Here is a 14,267-nt window from a genome sequence, read left to right on the forward strand (position 1 = left end):
GGCAGTGCGACAAACCGGATGACGACCGGGTTCGTCCTGCTCAGCTGACGGTCACCACCGGAGCGCCACCGTCTGCAGACTCGTCCTTCTCGAATTCCTCGGCGATGCGCATTGCTTCCTCGATCAAGGTCTCCACTATCTGCGCCTCGGGCACGGTCTTGATGACCTTGCCCTTGACGAAGATCTGGCCCTTGCCGTTGCCCGATGCCACGCCCAGATCAGCGTCACGCGCCTCGCCCGGTCCGTTGACGACGCAGCCCATCACGGCAACGCGCAGCGGGATCTCCATGCCTTCGAGGCCCGCAGTGACCTCGTCGGCGAGGGTGTAGACGTCGACCTGCGCACGCCCACAGGACGGGCACGAGACGATCTCGAGCTTGCGGGGGCGGAGATTGAAGGACTGCAGAATCTGGTTGCCCACCTTGATCTCCTCCGCAGGCGGTGCCGACAAGGAGACGCGAATGGTGTCGCCGATCCCCTTGGACAGCAACGCACCGAAGGCGACTGCGGACTTGATGGTCCCCTGGAACGCGGGCCCGGCCTCGGTGACGCCGAGGTGCAGCGGGTAGTCGCACTGCGCGGCGAGCTGCTCGTACGCGGCGACCATCACGACAGGGTCGTTGTGCTTGACGGAGATCTTGATATCGCCGAATCCGTGTTCTTCGAACAGTCCGGCCTCCCACAGCGCCGACTCGACGAGTGCCTCGGGAGTGGCCTTGCCGTACTTCTTCATCAGGCGGGGATCGAGGGATCCAGCGTTCACACCGATGCGGATCGGGATGTTCGCATCGCCTGCGGCCTTGGCGACTTCCTTGACGCGACCGTCGAATTCCTTGATGTTGCCGGGATTGACGCGGACCGCGGCGCAGCCCGCATCGATAGCGGCGAAGATGTACTTGGGCTGAAAGTGGATGTCGGCGATCACCGGGATCTGGCTCTTCTTGGCGATGATCGACAGCGCATCGGCGTCATCCTGTGTGGGGCACGCCACACGCACGATGTCGCAGCCCGACGCCGTCAGCTCGGCGATCTGCTGCAGCGTGGCGTTGATGTCGTGAGTCTTGGTGGTGCACATGGACTGCACCGAGATGGGGCTATCACTACCCACTCCCACCGTGCCGACCTGGAGCTGCCTGGTCTTTCGACGTGGCGCGAGCACGGGCACCGGCGGTGCCGGCATTCCCAATCCGACTGACACGGTCACAGTGGCCTTCTTTCCTAGCTACGACTGACGAGTCTACTGATAGATCTGAATGGGGTTGACGATGTCCGCCGTGAGCGTCAACAAGGAGAACCCGATGAAAACGACGATGACCACGTAGGTGACCGGCATGAGTTTCATGTAGTCCACCGGAGCGCCGTCGGGTAGGCCGCGGCGGTTGCGGAAGATGTTGCGGATGCGCTCGTAGATGGTCACGGCGATGTGTCCACCGTCGAGCGGCAACAACGGAACGATGTTGAACGCTCCGAGGAAGAAGTTCAACGAGGCGAGCAGTCCCACGAAGGTTGCCCAGTTGTCGTTCTCGGCGGCCTGACCTCCGATCACGCTCGCACCCACGACGCTCATCGGGGTGTCGAGGCCACGTTCGCCACCGAAGATCGACTCCCACAGCGCCTGCACCTTGGTGGGAAGCTGCACGAGCGCTTTGCCGGTCTGGACGAAGATGTCGCCGGTGAAGACGAACGTCTCGGGTACCGCCTCGATCGGGTTGTACCGAACATTCGGCGGCGCGATCGTGGAACCGCTGACGCCGACCGCGCCTACGGTCGTGGACTCCTTGGCTCCGGTGTCCGGATCGGTGACGTAGCGCTGAACCTCGGTCACCGGGATAGTCAGGTCCAGCGACGAACCGTCTCGCTCGACGGTCAGATCCACCGGCCCCGACGACGCCTGCACAGTTTCGACGACCTCGGACCAGTACTGCACCGGCTCGCCGTTCACTGCGGTGACCACGTCGCCCTTACGGAGCCCCGCTTGCTCAGCCGGGCTCGCTCCCGAGCACGGCGCGAGTTCGCCGTCCTCGGTTTGCGAGGGTGCGATGCACACGACATCGCTGACCTGGACGGTCGGCGGCGTCACCCGATCCGGGGTTCCCCAGCCGAGCACCAACGCGTACACCAGCACGATGCCGAGCACGAAGTTCATCGCGATGCCGCCGACCATGACGACGATCCGCTTCCACGTCTTCTGGCGATACATGGCTCGCTCGACTTCGTCGGGTGCGAGCTCGTCGATCGCCGTCATTCCGGCGATGTCGCAGAATCCTCCGGCTGGAATCGCCTTGAGGCCGTACTCGGTCTCGCCGCGCCGGAAGGAGAAAATCTTGGGACCGAAACCGATGTAATACCTACGGACCTTCATGCCGAGCGCTTTCGCGGTCCACATGTGTCCTGCCTCGTGCAGTGCGATCGACACACCGATGCCGATGGCGAACAGCACGACGCCGAGTGCGAACACCATGTGAGTCAGAGGCCCTTCTGCTTCAGGAGCTCACGCGCATGTGCGCGAGCCCAGGAATCCGCCGCGAGAACATCGTCCACGGTAGTCGGCACCGCAGACCAGTCCGCCCTGCCGTCGTCGACCACCGCACGCACCGTGTGCACGATCTGCGGGAATTCGATGTGCCCGGCCAAGAATGCCTCGGCCGCGATCTCGTTGGACGCGTTGTACACCGCAGTCGTGCAACCACCCAGAATGCCGGCCTCGCGTGCGAGCTGTACGGCGGGAAACACTCGATCGTCCAGCGGCTCGAAGTCCCAGGAGAACGCCGAGGTGAAGTCGAGTGCGCGAGCGACATCGGACACCCGATCGGGCCACCCGAGCGCCAGACCGATCGGCAGCTTCATGTCCGGCGGGCTGGCCTGGGCGATGGTGGAGCCATCGACGAACGTGACCATGGAATGCACGATGGATTGCCGGTGAACGGTCACGTCGATCTTGTCGTAGGGCACTCCGAAGAGCAGATGCGCCTCGATCAACTCGAGCCCCTTGTTCACCAGGGTCGCCGAGTTCAAGGTGTTCATCGGACCCATCGACCAGGTGGGATGGGCCGCGGCCTGCTTCGGGGTGACCGATTTCAGTTCGGTCTCGGTCCATCCTCGGAACGGTCCACCCGACGCAGTCAGGATCAACCGATCCACCTCGCTGCGGGTGCCGCTTCGTAGGCACTGCGCCAAGGCGGAGTGCTCCGAGTCGACCGGCACGATTTGCCCGGGGGCGGCAGCGGCCAGTACGAGCTCGCCGCCCGCCACCAGTGATTCCTTGTTGGCCAATGCGAGCCGGGCACCGGTTTTCAGCGCCGCGAGCGTTGGTTCGAGACCGAGCGAACCCACCAGCGCATTGAGCACGACGTCAGCCGGAGTCGTCTCGACGAGCTCGGTGACTGCGCTTGGCCCACTGAGTGTTCCGGGAAAATCGAGTGCGGCGGCGGCGTCCGAGTCGGCGACTGCGACACGCTGGGCACCGGTTTCGGCGATCTGACGACGAAGCAGGTCGATGTTTCCGCCGCCCGCTGCGAGACCGACCACAACGAAGCGATCCGGGTTGGCTGCAATGACGTCGAGCGCTTGGGTGCCGATCGAACCGGTACTCCCCAGCAGCAGCACGCGAATCGGCTCGGGGCGATCCGAGGTGGTCGTTCGCTCACTATGGTCTGGCACCGGTCCATTGTTGCCTACCGAGCCTGAGAAACCCCTATGCGCTCCGCCGATGCTGGCAGGGTGGAAGGCATGGACGTCTCGAAGTACAGCGCAGCATCGTTCAACTACACCGATGTGGGGGCGACGAAGGGACCCTTCCCGCCGGGTTACCACTACGTCGAGAGGTCGCGAGTGGTCGGGTCGGGGCTCGACGACTTCCTGGCCGCAGCAGATGCCCTGATGCGGTGGGACATGCATCGCGGTGCCGGTCTGAAGATCCATTCGAGCGAAGATTCCGCCGTTCCCGACGCGGTGGTCGTTCTCACGCTCGGTCCGATCCGTATCCCGTGCAAGGTCGTCTACGTCATCGACGAGGCCAACCGACAGGGCTTCGCCTACGGCACACTCGACGGACATCCCGAGTCCGGGGAGGAGCTGTTCCACGTCGACTACTCCCCCGCGGACGGAACCGTCACCGCTCACATCACCGCGTTCTCGAGCCCCGGCCGCTGGTACACCAGGCTCGGCGGCCCGGTGGGAAGGCGCGTCCAGGCTCTGTTCACCGACCGGTATCTGACTGCGCTGGCGAAGGCCTGCCGTTCGCCGCGCTGAGTCAGGAGCCGGGCGGGTGTACGGCGCGCCAGTGCTCGGCGATGTCGATTCGCTTGGCGACCCATACTTTCTCGTGGGATTGCACGTGATCGAGAAACCGTTCGAGGGCCGCGATACGAGCCGGCCTGCCGACCAGTCGACAGTGCAATCCGACCGAGAGCATCTTGGGGCTGCCGTGCTCGCCTTCGGCATAGAGCACGTCGAACGCGTCCCGAAGATGTGCGAAGAACTCGTCCCCGGTCGAGAAGCCTCCCGGTGAGGCGAATCGCATGTCGTTGGTGTCGAGGGTGTACGGCACCACCAGGTGATCGACCGCCCCATTGCCCGTGGACACCTTCTCCCAGTACGGCAGGTCGTCGGCGTAGGAATCGGAGTCGTACACGAATCCGCCGTGCTCGACGACGAGTGATCGCGTGTTCGGTGAATCGCGGCCGGTGTACCACCCCAGCGGGGCCGAGCCGGTCAGCTCCGTCAGGATCGCCACGGCCTCGGCCATGTGCTCGCGCTCGACGTTCTCGTCGATCTGCTGATAGGACAGCCACCGCAGGCCGTGGCAGGCGATCTCGTGGCCCAGCTCTGCCAGCGCGGCAACCACTTCCGGATTTCGCTCCATGGCTTTCGCGACGGCGAACACCGTCAGAGGTAGATCTCGTTTCTCGAATGCTCGCAGTACTCGCCACACACCTGCCCTGGATCCGTACTCGTACAGGGACTCCATGCTCATGTGACGGTTCGGAAACGCTTGTGCCCCGATCATTTCCGACAGGAACGTCTCGGACTTGGTGTCGCCGTCGAGCACATTGTTCTCCGCGCCCTCCTCGTAATTGAGGACGAATTGGACGGCGATGTTCGCCTCTCCCGGCCACTGGGCATCCGGTGGTGTTCGGCCGTACCCGACCATGTCACGGGGGTAGCTCAGCGGAAACTGGGTCAGCGGGTGCGGAAGGCGCTCGGACGTCACCGAGGCAGTCTCTCACCGAAGTAGATACTCGCGCCGGGTGAGCGCAACCCTGATGGCTACGACGGGCGGTCGTATGCCAATATTGTCGCAACGCGGCAGCCTCGACGCCTCGTGCGCACGTCAACGTGAATCATCACTCGAGAGGACCGACCGGTGGCAAACAACGAACTGGAAACCGCTTCGTACGACCAGGTCGTCGATACCCGTCACGAGGTTCCGGACGTGCCGTCCGCCGAGTGGGGATGGAGTGGCGAGTCGAACCGTGCGATGCGAGTGGCCGCCATCGTCGTCGCCGCGTTCCTGCTCTTCATGATCATCGGCAACCACACCGGCAAGGTCGAGGACCTGTGGCTGATCGGATTCGCCGTCGGTCTGGTCGGACTGGTCGTGCGTGACGTGATCGTTCGCCGCAAGCCCCGCTAGCTGCCGGTCAGTTCTCGGCTGCCAGCTGACCGCACGCCGCGGCGATCTCCTGGCCACGGGTGTCGCGCACCGTGCACGAGACACCCTGCGCAATCACTCGTCTGACGAATTCTCGCTCCACTGGCTTCGGGCTGGCATCCCACTCGCTGCCCGGAGTCGGATTGAGCGGGATCAGGTTCACGTGAACCCGGGATCCGAGCGCCTTGTGCAGCTTCTTGCCCAACATGTCCGCTCGCCAAGGCTGATCGTTGACGTCCCGGATCATCGCGTACTCGATCGAGACGCGTCGACCGGTCTGATCGGCGTAGTACCGAGCGGCGGAGAGAACCTCCGCCACCGACCACCGGTTGTTGACCGGAACCAACGTGTCGCGAAGCTCGTCGTCGGGCGTGTGCAAGGACACAGCCAACGTGACGGACAATCCCTCGTCGGCCAACTTGCGAATGGCCGGAGCCAGACCGACCGTCGACACGGTGACCGAACGTTGGGAGAGTCCCAGACCGTCGGGTGCCGGTGAGACGATCTTGCGCACTGCAGCGACGACGCGTTTGTAGTTGGCCAGCGGCTCGCCCATCCCCATGAACACCACGTTCGACAGTCGGCCTTCGCCGCCGTGAACCACGCCGTCACGCAGATCGGCCGCAGCCGAACGGACCTGGTCGACGATCTCGGCGGTCGACAGGTTTCTCGTCAGACCGGCCTGGCCGGTCGCACAGAAAGGACAGGCCATTCCGCACCCGGCCTGACTGGAGATGCACAGAGTGGCCCGATCCGGGTATCGCATCAGAACGCTCTCGAGCAACGTCCCGTCGTTGGCCTTCCACAGGGTCTTTCGAGTGTCACCGTCGTCACATGCCAGGTGCTTGATCGGCGTCAGCAACGTGGGGAAGAGATCGGCACCGACCTTCTCGCGAGCCTCGGCCGGGAGGTCGGTCATCTTGGTGGTGTCGGCTTCGAGCCGCGCGTAGTAGTGGCGCGCCAGCTGATCCGCCCGGAACGCAGGCAGTCCGAGCGCCTTCACCGCCTCCCGGAGGCCCTCTTTGTCCAGGTCGGCGAGGTGACGCGACGGCATGCCCCGGCGCGGCGCAGTGAAGACCAAGGGAAGATTCGGTCTCTTCTGCTCGGTCGAGGTGTTCGTTGCGTCGGCGGCCTCACTCATGCCTCCATTGTCCACCCGTTTGCCTCGCAGTCCTATTCGCGTCGGTTTCCGACCGTTGTCCGACGGGTACTGGCGACGTGGCCGGATGCGCGTGCATTCGACCTCCACGTGCGGAAGGATCATCGACATGGCCACCAGAGCTGAAGACAGTCACGAGACATCGCTTGACAAGTCGAGCGCGGGCCTCCCCGGCGAACACAGGGCCTCGGGCGACCTCGCTCCGATCACCACCCCGGATTCGGACGGTCACTCGGCGCCCGATCCGGAGTTCGTTCCCGAGCGGCAGGCCGCCGGCTCGAACGACATCGCCCACACTCGCACCGCTGCCCTGTGGACCGGCCTCGTGGTGGGAGCCGTGGTTCTGGTCGTTCTCCTCGTGTTCATCGTGCAGAACCTCGACTCGGTCACCGTGCAGATCTTCGCGTGGCAGCTCGATCTTCCGCTCGGCATCAGCATGTTGCTGGCCGCGATCGCGGGCGCACTGGTGATGGCCATGGTGGGAGGGGCTCGAATCCTTCAGGTACGGCGCTCTGCGAAAAAGAAGTAACGCGGCTCGTGAACACTATGTACAGAAGCTGGCGCTGACTCACTGAATCGATCAGGCTGTGGGTGCCCCACTTCACTCGAGGAGCATGACGTGACAACTTTCATGGAGACACCAGTGGCATCCGGCGTTGCCCCCGACCGCGCGCGCTCCTGGCTGCTGGTGCCCGCAACCAAGCCCGACACCTTCGGCGATGCAGTCGCGTCGGGAGTCGATGCCGTCATCCTCGACATCGAGGACGCCGTCGCTCCGGCCAAGAAGCCCGCCGCACGCGAGGCTGTTGTTCAGTGGCTGAGCCAGGGCAATTCCGCATGGGTGCGCATCAACGATGCAACGACCCCGTACTGGGCCGACGATCTCGCCGCGTTGTCCGGTCTCCCCGGTCTGGTCGGCGTCATGCTCGCCAAGACCGAAAGCGGTGGCCAGGTCGAGGCAACTGCGGCCCGCCTGGCACCCGGTACCCCGATTCTGGCGTTGGTCGAGTCGGCCATGGGCCTCGAAGCGGCTACCGAGATCGCCCGCGCGGATTCGACCTTCCGTCTCGCTTTCGGCAGCGGCGACTTCCGACGCGACACCGGTATGAGTGACGATCCACTGGCGATGGCCTACCCCCGCTCGCGCCTGGTCGTCTCCTCACGGGTGGCACGACTGCCCGGACCCATCGACGGTCCGACGTTGACCGCGAACGACAGCATCCTCGGACGCGATGCAGCCTTGACGCTGTCGATGGGCATGGCAGGCAAACTGTGCATGCACACCGATCAGGTGGCCATCGTCAACCGCGAATTGGCACCCTCACCCACGGACGTGTCCTGGGCACGCGACGTGATCGATGCTCTCGGCGCCGACGGTGCCCACGTCAAAGACGGTAGCGACCTGCCTCGGCTGGCGAAGGCGCTCAAGATCAGCGAACTCGCCGAGGTTTTCGGAATCTCCGGCGCGTCCTGATCACCCGGCGCTGAGGTGCGCGGGCCCACCTCAGCGCAATTCGACTCCCGCCGGTTTGCACCGAACGTGGATGCGATAGCGCACATCCAGAGCGAGTCCGTCGACCTCCCGTGCTGCCATACGCGCTACTCGCGGGGAGAACTCGATTCCCATTACCTCGCGCAAGGTCCGACGGTCGGGAAACGCCCATCTGGTGCCGACGCGAAGCAGCTCGAACCCCTGCGCATCGAAGAATGCCTCGACGGCCACAGGATCGTACTGCGGAAGATCCGCACGCATCCAGTCACCGTACGGCGACGCCGTCGCGTCGAGGTCGACCACGACCAGTGCGCCGCCGGGCCGGAGGACGCGCATCGCCTCGCGAATACCCGGACCGCAGCCGGGGCCGAAGAAGTACGCCGTGCGGGCATGAACGAGGTCGATGCTCCCATCGGCGACGGGTAGCGAATCTGCTCGACCGACCTTCACGTCGACGTTCGAGAGGCCGGCCACCCGGGATCTCGCCGCTGCCGCAAGCGGTTCGTGCGGCTCGACACCCAGCACATCGGCGGCGTCGGCGGCAAAGATCGGAAGGTGAAATCCGCTTCCACAGCCCACGTCGACAACTGCCTTGGACGCCCAGTTCGCGACCGACCTGATTGCCTCGAACACGGCACCGTCGACATCTTGAGCACGGTTCTCTGCCTCGTACAAGTGTGGCCAGTGCCAGATGTTGGGACTGGGGATCACCCCGCCGCGATCTGCGCCCATCGTCCGATCGAGTCGTTTCAGAGCAAGACGGTGAAGACGAGCCAGGCAACGAACGCCGACGGCAGCAGCGAGTCGAGTCGGTCCATGATGCCGCCGTGCCCGGGGAGCAACGAGCCCATGTCCTTGATTCTCAGGTCGCGCTTGACCTGCGATTCTATGAGGTCGCCCAGGGTGCCCGTGACGACCAGCACGACTCCCAGCAACACACCGATCATCGAGTTCGCCTCGAGGATCAGGGTCACCGTCAGCAGGCAACCGATGACGCAGAAGATGACCGACCCGACGAGCCCCTCCCAGGACTTCTTCGGGCTGATCGCCGGTGCCATCGGGTGTTTGCCGAACAACACGCCGGCGATGTAACCGCCGACATCCGAACAGACGACGCCGATGACGAACACCAGGATGCGGCCGGCACCGTTGTCCTGCAGAACCATCAGAACGGCGAACGAGGCCAGGAGCGGTAACCAACAGGCCACCAGAACGGTGACCGAGAGTTCTTCGAGGTAATTCTTCGGTGCGGTGCCGAACCCCTGACGGAGTAACAGCCACACCATGCAGACCACAACGGTGCCCACCGCGGCACTGAGTACTCCGACGGCACCGAACGGCCAGCCCAGCCAGATCATGGCCTGACCGCCGAGAATCAGCGGGATGCGCGGAACCAGCACACCGCCCTCACGGAGCCGCTTGGATACCTCGTACGTCGCGACGGCCAACGCAACCGCGACGACCCCGATCCACACCAGCGGGACGAACACGAGCACGAGAATCAACCCGATACCCAAACTGCCGCCGACGCCGATCGCGGCAGGCAGATTACGGCCGGCTTTCCCGGCGGACTTCGCGGCAGCGACCCCGGACGAGGCAGCGGGCGTACCGCTGCCCTCCTGCCGATCCGGTCCCACCACTGTCGTCAACTCCTCGCGATTCATCGTCTGCCGTCGTGAAAGCCATTCCTCTCGGAGGTCAGACCTCCATCAACTCGCCCTCTTTGCGCTTGACGAGTTCGTCCACCGACGCGGTGTACTTGGCGGTCGTTTTGTCGAGCTCGTTTTCCGCGCGCACGACGTCGTCTTCGCCCGCTTCACCGTCCTTCTGGATCCGCTTGAGCTCTTCCATCGTCTTGCGGCGAACGTTGCGAATGGAGACCTTCGCGTCCTCGCCCTTGCCCTTCGCCTGCTTGACGAATTCGCGGCGTCGTTCCTCGGTCAACTGCGGCACACCGATACGAATCAGGTTGCCGTCGTTCGTGGGGTTCACCCCGAGGTCCGAGTTGCGGATCGCAGTTTCGATCGGCCCCAGCTGATTCGACTCGTACGGCTTGATCACGACCAGACGAGCTTCCGGAACGCTGATGCTCGCCAGCTGAGTGATCGGCGTCGGCGCTCCGTAGTACTCGATGACGATGCGCGAGAACATTCCGGGGTTGGCACGCCCGGTACGGATCGAGGACAGATCGTCACGTGCAACCGATACGGCCTTTTCCATCTTCTCTTCGGCGTCGAAGAGCGCTTCGTCAATCACGATCTGTCCTCCATCGTCTTCGTTCTCGATTCACCCGCGGTCTTGTCGGTGACGTTCACGACGTGACCAGCGTGCCGATCTTCTCGCCCGCCACGGCGCGAGCAATGTTTCCTTGAACCAACAAATTGAACACCAACATCGGCATCTGGTTGTCCATGCAGAGGCTGAAGGCAGTCGCGTCGGCGACTTTGAGTCCCTGCTCGATCGCCTCGCGGTGAGTGATCGTGTCGAACATCGTCGCGTCGGGGTCCAGACGCGGATCGGCCGAGTAGACGCCGTCGACGCCCTTTGCCATCAGCAGCACCTCGGCTCCGATTTCCAGAGCGCGCTGTGCGGCCGTGGTGTCGGTGGAGAAGTACGGCATCCCCATCCCGGCCCCGAAGATCACGACGCGGCCCTTCTCCAGGTGCCTGCGCGCGCGTAGCGGTAAGTACGGCTCCGCGACCTGGCCCATGGTGATTGCCGTCTGCACCCTGGTTGCCACTCCCTGCTTTTCCAGGAAATCCTGCAGCGCAAGGCAATTCATGACCGTGCCGAGCATGCCCATGTAGTCCGAGCGAGATCGATCCATTCCGCGCTGCTGCAGTTCGGCACCACGGAAGAAGTTTCCGCCACCGATCACCACGGCGACCTGAACTCCGGTGGCCACCACCTCGGCGATCTGTTCGGCAACGTTGTTCACGACATCCGGGTCGAGCCCCACTTGGCCGCCACCGAACATCTCCCCACCCAGTTTGAGCATCACACGTCGGAACCCGGGACGGTCAGGGGCCGGATCGGTCATAGCTCTCCTCGGTACTCGTCGAACACTACGGTTTACTCACCGATCATCCTGCCCTATCGACACACGATCGGTGGACACGGCTCCGACCTGCACACCCACCTGCCCTGCGCACGAACGATGCCGCCCACTCGATGGAATCGAATGAACGGCATCGCCTCGACCGACAGGTGCGCAGACTAGCTGGCGCCGACCTCGAATCGAGAGAAGCGGGTGATGGTCACGCCGGCCTCGTCGAGAATGGCCTTCACGGTCTTGTTGCCGTCCTGAACCGACTTCTGCTCGGTGAGAACGACGTCCTTGAAGAATCCGTTGACGCGACCTTCGACGATCTTCGGCAGAGCCTGCTCCGGCTTGCCTTCTTCGCGAGCGGTCTCTTCGGCGATGCGACGCTCGGCCGCAACCAGATCCTCGGGGACCTCGTCACGGCTGACGTACTTGGCCTTGAGCGCGGCGATCTGCATGGCGGCCGCGCGAGCGGCATCGCCTGCGGCGTCGCCGTCACCGGTGTATTCGACCAGCACGCCGACGGCAGGCGGCAGGTCCGCGCTGCGCTTGTGCAGGTACGTCGCGGTGTGGCCGTCGTAGGACACGACGCGGCGAATTTCCAGCTTCTCGCCGATCTTGGCCGACAACTCGTTCAGGGCCGTCTCGACGGTCTTGCCGTTCAGGTCGAGCGCCTTGAGGGCGTCGACATCGGCCGGCTTGCCTGCTGCAGCCGTCGACGCGACGGACGCGGCGAACGTCTGGAACTCGTCGTTCTTGGCCACGAAGTCGGTCTCGGAGTTGATCTCGACGAGCACGCCACCCTCGGCGACGACGAGGCCCTCGGCGGTGTTGCGCTCGGCGCGCTTGCCGACGTCCTTGGCGCCCTTGATACGCAGGTACTCGACGGCCTTGTCGTAGTCGCCGTCGTTCTCGGCGAGCGCGTTCTTGCAGTCCATCATTCCGGAGCCGGTGAGCTCACGGAGCCGCTTGACGTCGGCGGCAGTGTAGTTCGCCATCGTGGGCGAGCCTCCTCAAAGTCTGGTTACGGGCGTTGACGAAAAATGCTGTTCTCAGGGCGTGATCGACGGGCTCATTTCAGAGCTGACGCGACGACCACCCTGACATACCGAAGCGGCCCCGGCCCACCCCACTTCGGTGAACCGGGACCGAATTCGATCAAGCCTGAGCGGCCGGTGCTTCCTCTGCTGCCGGAGCCTCTGCAGCGGGAGCGTCGGTTGCCGGAGCTTCCTCTGCTGCCGCAGCCTCGGTTGCCGGTGCCTCTGCTGCCGGTGCGTCGGCTGCCGGTGACGCCTGCTGGAGCTGCTCGAGCTCCCATTCGGCGAGGGGCTCGCCTGCGCCGACCTCGGGCTTGGCGTCGGATGCAGTGTTCTGACCTGCTCGCGCCTGCACGCCCTCGGCGACTGCGGATGCGACGACCTTGGTCAGCAGCGCAGCGGAACGGATCGCGTCGTCGTTGCCCGGGATCGGGTAGTCGACCACGTCGGGATCGCAGTTGGTGTCGAGGATCGCGATGACCGGGATGTTCAACTTGCGAGCCTCGGCAACGGCGAGATGCTCCTTGTTGGTGTCGACGATCCAGATGGCCGACGGAACCTTGGCCATGTCCCGGATGCCACCGAGGGTGCGGTCGAGCTTGGTCATCTCACGCGTGAGCATGAGGATTTCCTTCTTGGTGCGTCCCTCGAAGCCACCGGTCTGCTCCATGGCCTCGAGCTCCTTGAGACGGAGCAGACGCTTGTGCACCGTCTGGAAGTTGGTGAGCATGCCACCGAGCCAGCGCTGGTTCACGTAGGGCATGCCCACGCGGGTCGCCTCAGCGGCGATGGACTCCTGTGCCTGCTTCTTGGTTCCGACGAACAGAACCGTGCCGTTGTGGGCGACGGTCTCTTTGACGAACTCGTAGGCCTTGTCGATGAAGGTCAGAGTCTGCTGCAAGTCGATGATGTAGATGCCGTTGCGGTCGGTGAAGATGAATCGCTTCATCTTCGGGTTCCAGCGACGGGTCTGGTGTCCGAAGTGTGTGCCGCTGTCGAGCAGCTGCTTCATTGTTACTACAGCCATGGCTGAAGAACTCTCTTTCGATGGTGCGGTTGACGCAGAGTGTCGGTGACCTCTGCCCTGGCGGCCGCTGGAGTTGCCGGACCTGCGGATCTCGAGGATCCTCAGGACCGCCGACAACCGGTTCTCGTATCGGTAGTTCTGCCGTGGCAGTCGATGCGAAGAAAGCGGACGCGCGAAGTCGACCCGTGCACGCACAGGCCGCATCGACGAGTGTAGACCTGCCGCGCCCCCCGTCATAACCAGGCCCGACTGTCAAGAGATTCCGCTACCTGTGGACAAACAAGTCCGCCGTCCACAATCGACGTTCGCTGTCGTTCGTGTGCTCGGATTCGGGAGATGGTCGACGGGTGAACATTCGTCTCGCACTACGAGCATCGTCGATCGGCGTCGTGGTCGCCCTCTCGCTCTCGACGGCGGTGGCATCGGCCGCCCCGGGCGACTTCGCCTGGCCGCTGCAACCGAAGCCCCGAATCGTCACCCCGTTCGACCGCCCCGACCAGAATTGGCTTCCCGGACACCGCGGTGTCGACCTGGCCGCCGAGGAGGGCCGATCGGTACTGGCGGTGGCCGACGGCACGGTGGTCTTCGCCGGTTCGGTCGCGGGAAAACCCGTCGTGTCGGTGGACCATCCGGGAGGACTGCGATCGACGTACGAGCCGGTGACGGCCTCGGTTACAGCAGGAACCCGGGTCCGCCGCGGAACGGTGCTGGGTTCACTGGCGTCCGGACACGAGGGCTGCTCGTCCGCATGTCTGCACTGGGGCATCAGGCGGGGCCGCGAATACCTCGATCCGACGGCTCTGGTGCGCACCCGTCCGATCAGATTGAAACCAGTGGACGGACCGAGCCGGTGATC

16 protein-coding genes are annotated in these 14,267 nt (G+C 64.3%); 5 read left to right on the forward strand and 11 right to left on the reverse strand.

What is annotated here, in order from left to right; all coding sequences use genetic code 11:
- Positions 1-40: 40 nt before the first annotated feature.
- Genes ispG through dxr form a run of 3 tightly spaced genes read right to left on the reverse strand, consistent with a single transcriptional unit; the run spans position 41 to position 3,660 of the window.
- Positions 41-1,204 carry a flavodoxin-dependent (E)-4-hydroxy-3-methylbut-2-enyl-diphosphate synthase gene (gene ispG / locus CH305_RS23950; RefSeq protein WP_170944836.1) on the reverse strand — a complete coding sequence of 388 codons (1,164 nt, stop codon included), beginning with the start codon at positions 1,202-1,204 and terminating at the stop codon, positions 41-43.
- 33 nt (positions 1,205-1,237) lie between these two features.
- The gene (locus CH305_RS23955) at positions 1,238-2,461 is read right to left on the reverse strand and encodes an RIP metalloprotease (protein WP_037151414.1); all 1,224 of its coding nucleotides are present in this window, start codon (positions 2,459-2,461) and stop codon (positions 1,238-1,240) included.
- Positions 2,462-2,466: 5 nt separating this feature from the next.
- Positions 2,467-3,660, reverse strand: coding sequence for a 1-deoxy-D-xylulose-5-phosphate reductoisomerase (gene dxr, locus CH305_RS23960; RefSeq protein WP_256983975.1), 1,194 nt, complete (start codon positions 3,658-3,660; stop codon positions 2,467-2,469).
- Between the two features lie 69 nt (positions 3,661-3,729).
- Here dxr and CH305_RS23965 point away from each other — a divergent pair, with 69 nt between their 5' ends.
- Positions 3,730-4,251, forward strand: coding sequence for a DUF1990 family protein (locus CH305_RS23965; protein ID WP_094705028.1), 522 nt, complete (start codon positions 3,730-3,732; stop codon positions 4,249-4,251).
- Position 4,252: 1 nt separating this feature from the next.
- Here CH305_RS23965 and puuE read toward each other — a convergent pair whose 3' ends face one another.
- Positions 4,253-5,152 carry an allantoinase PuuE gene (gene puuE, locus CH305_RS23970; RefSeq protein ID WP_032403600.1) on the reverse strand — a complete coding sequence of 300 codons (900 nt, stop codon included), beginning with the start codon at positions 5,150-5,152 and terminating at the stop codon, positions 4,253-4,255.
- Between the two features lie 213 nt (positions 5,153-5,365).
- On the opposite strand from puuE, the gene CH305_RS23975 reads away from it, so the two are divergent.
- Positions 5,366-5,635, forward strand: coding sequence for a DUF2631 domain-containing protein (locus tag CH305_RS23975; protein ID WP_094610547.1), 270 nt, complete (start codon positions 5,366-5,368; stop codon positions 5,633-5,635).
- Positions 5,636-5,642: 7 nt separating this feature from the next.
- On the opposite strand, the gene rlmN is transcribed toward CH305_RS23975, so the two are convergent.
- Positions 5,643-6,794: a 23S rRNA (adenine(2503)-C(2))-methyltransferase RlmN gene (rlmN, locus tag CH305_RS23980; RefSeq protein WP_052058493.1), complete on the reverse strand. Its 1,152-nt coding sequence runs from the start codon at positions 6,792-6,794 to the stop codon at positions 5,643-5,645.
- A gap of 127 nt (positions 6,795-6,921) precedes the next feature.
- Here rlmN and CH305_RS23985 point away from each other — a divergent pair, with 127 nt between their 5' ends.
- Positions 6,922-7,341 carry a lipopolysaccharide assembly LapA domain-containing protein gene (locus CH305_RS23985; RefSeq protein WP_094705030.1) on the forward strand — a complete coding sequence of 140 codons (420 nt, stop codon included), beginning with the start codon at positions 6,922-6,924 and terminating at the stop codon, positions 7,339-7,341.
- A gap of 102 nt (positions 7,342-7,443) precedes the next feature.
- Positions 7,444-8,286 carry a CoA ester lyase gene (locus CH305_RS23990; RefSeq protein ID WP_032403192.1) on the forward strand — a complete coding sequence of 281 codons (843 nt, stop codon included), beginning with the start codon at positions 7,444-7,446 and terminating at the stop codon, positions 8,284-8,286.
- A gap of 30 nt (positions 8,287-8,316) precedes the next feature.
- Here CH305_RS23990 and CH305_RS23995 read toward each other — a convergent pair whose 3' ends face one another.
- The 6 genes from CH305_RS23995 to rpsB form a co-directional block, all read right to left on the reverse strand.
- Positions 8,317-9,036, reverse strand: a complete 720-nt coding sequence (locus tag CH305_RS23995) for a class I SAM-dependent methyltransferase (RefSeq protein ID WP_094705032.1) — start codon at positions 9,034-9,036, stop codon at positions 8,317-8,319.
- Between the two features lie 17 nt (positions 9,037-9,053).
- The gene (locus CH305_RS24000; RefSeq protein WP_094705034.1) at positions 9,054-9,968 is read right to left on the reverse strand and encodes a phosphatidate cytidylyltransferase; all 915 of its coding nucleotides are present in this window, start codon (positions 9,966-9,968) and stop codon (positions 9,054-9,056) included.
- Between the two features lie 34 nt (positions 9,969-10,002).
- Positions 10,003-10,560, reverse strand: coding sequence for a ribosome recycling factor (frr, locus tag CH305_RS24005; RefSeq protein WP_027496705.1), 558 nt, complete (start codon positions 10,558-10,560; stop codon positions 10,003-10,005).
- Between the two features lie 55 nt (positions 10,561-10,615).
- Positions 10,616-11,344, reverse strand: coding sequence for a UMP kinase (pyrH, locus tag CH305_RS24010; RefSeq protein ID WP_032377051.1), 729 nt, complete (start codon positions 11,342-11,344; stop codon positions 10,616-10,618).
- A gap of 176 nt (positions 11,345-11,520) precedes the next feature.
- Positions 11,521-12,345 (reverse strand): translation elongation factor Ts, encoded by an 825-nt coding sequence (gene tsf / locus CH305_RS24015; protein WP_032403190.1) that lies wholly within the window; start codon positions 12,343-12,345, stop codon positions 11,521-11,523.
- A 160-nt stretch (positions 12,346-12,505) separates the two neighbouring features.
- The gene (rpsB, locus tag CH305_RS24020) at positions 12,506-13,411 is read right to left on the reverse strand and encodes a 30S ribosomal protein S2 (RefSeq protein WP_032403189.1); all 906 of its coding nucleotides are present in this window, start codon (positions 13,409-13,411) and stop codon (positions 12,506-12,508) included.
- A gap of 347 nt (positions 13,412-13,758) precedes the next feature.
- Here rpsB and CH305_RS24025 point away from each other — a divergent pair, with 347 nt between their 5' ends.
- Complete coding sequence (locus CH305_RS24025; protein WP_094705036.1) at positions 13,759-14,265, forward strand: M23 family metallopeptidase; 507 nt, start codon at positions 13,759-13,761, stop codon at positions 14,263-14,265.
- Positions 14,266-14,267 lie beyond the last annotated feature (2 nt).

This window comes from Rhodococcus sp. 15-649-2-2 (assembly GCF_002258645.1).
Lineage (GTDB): Bacteria > Actinomycetota > Actinomycetes > Mycobacteriales > Mycobacteriaceae > Rhodococcoides.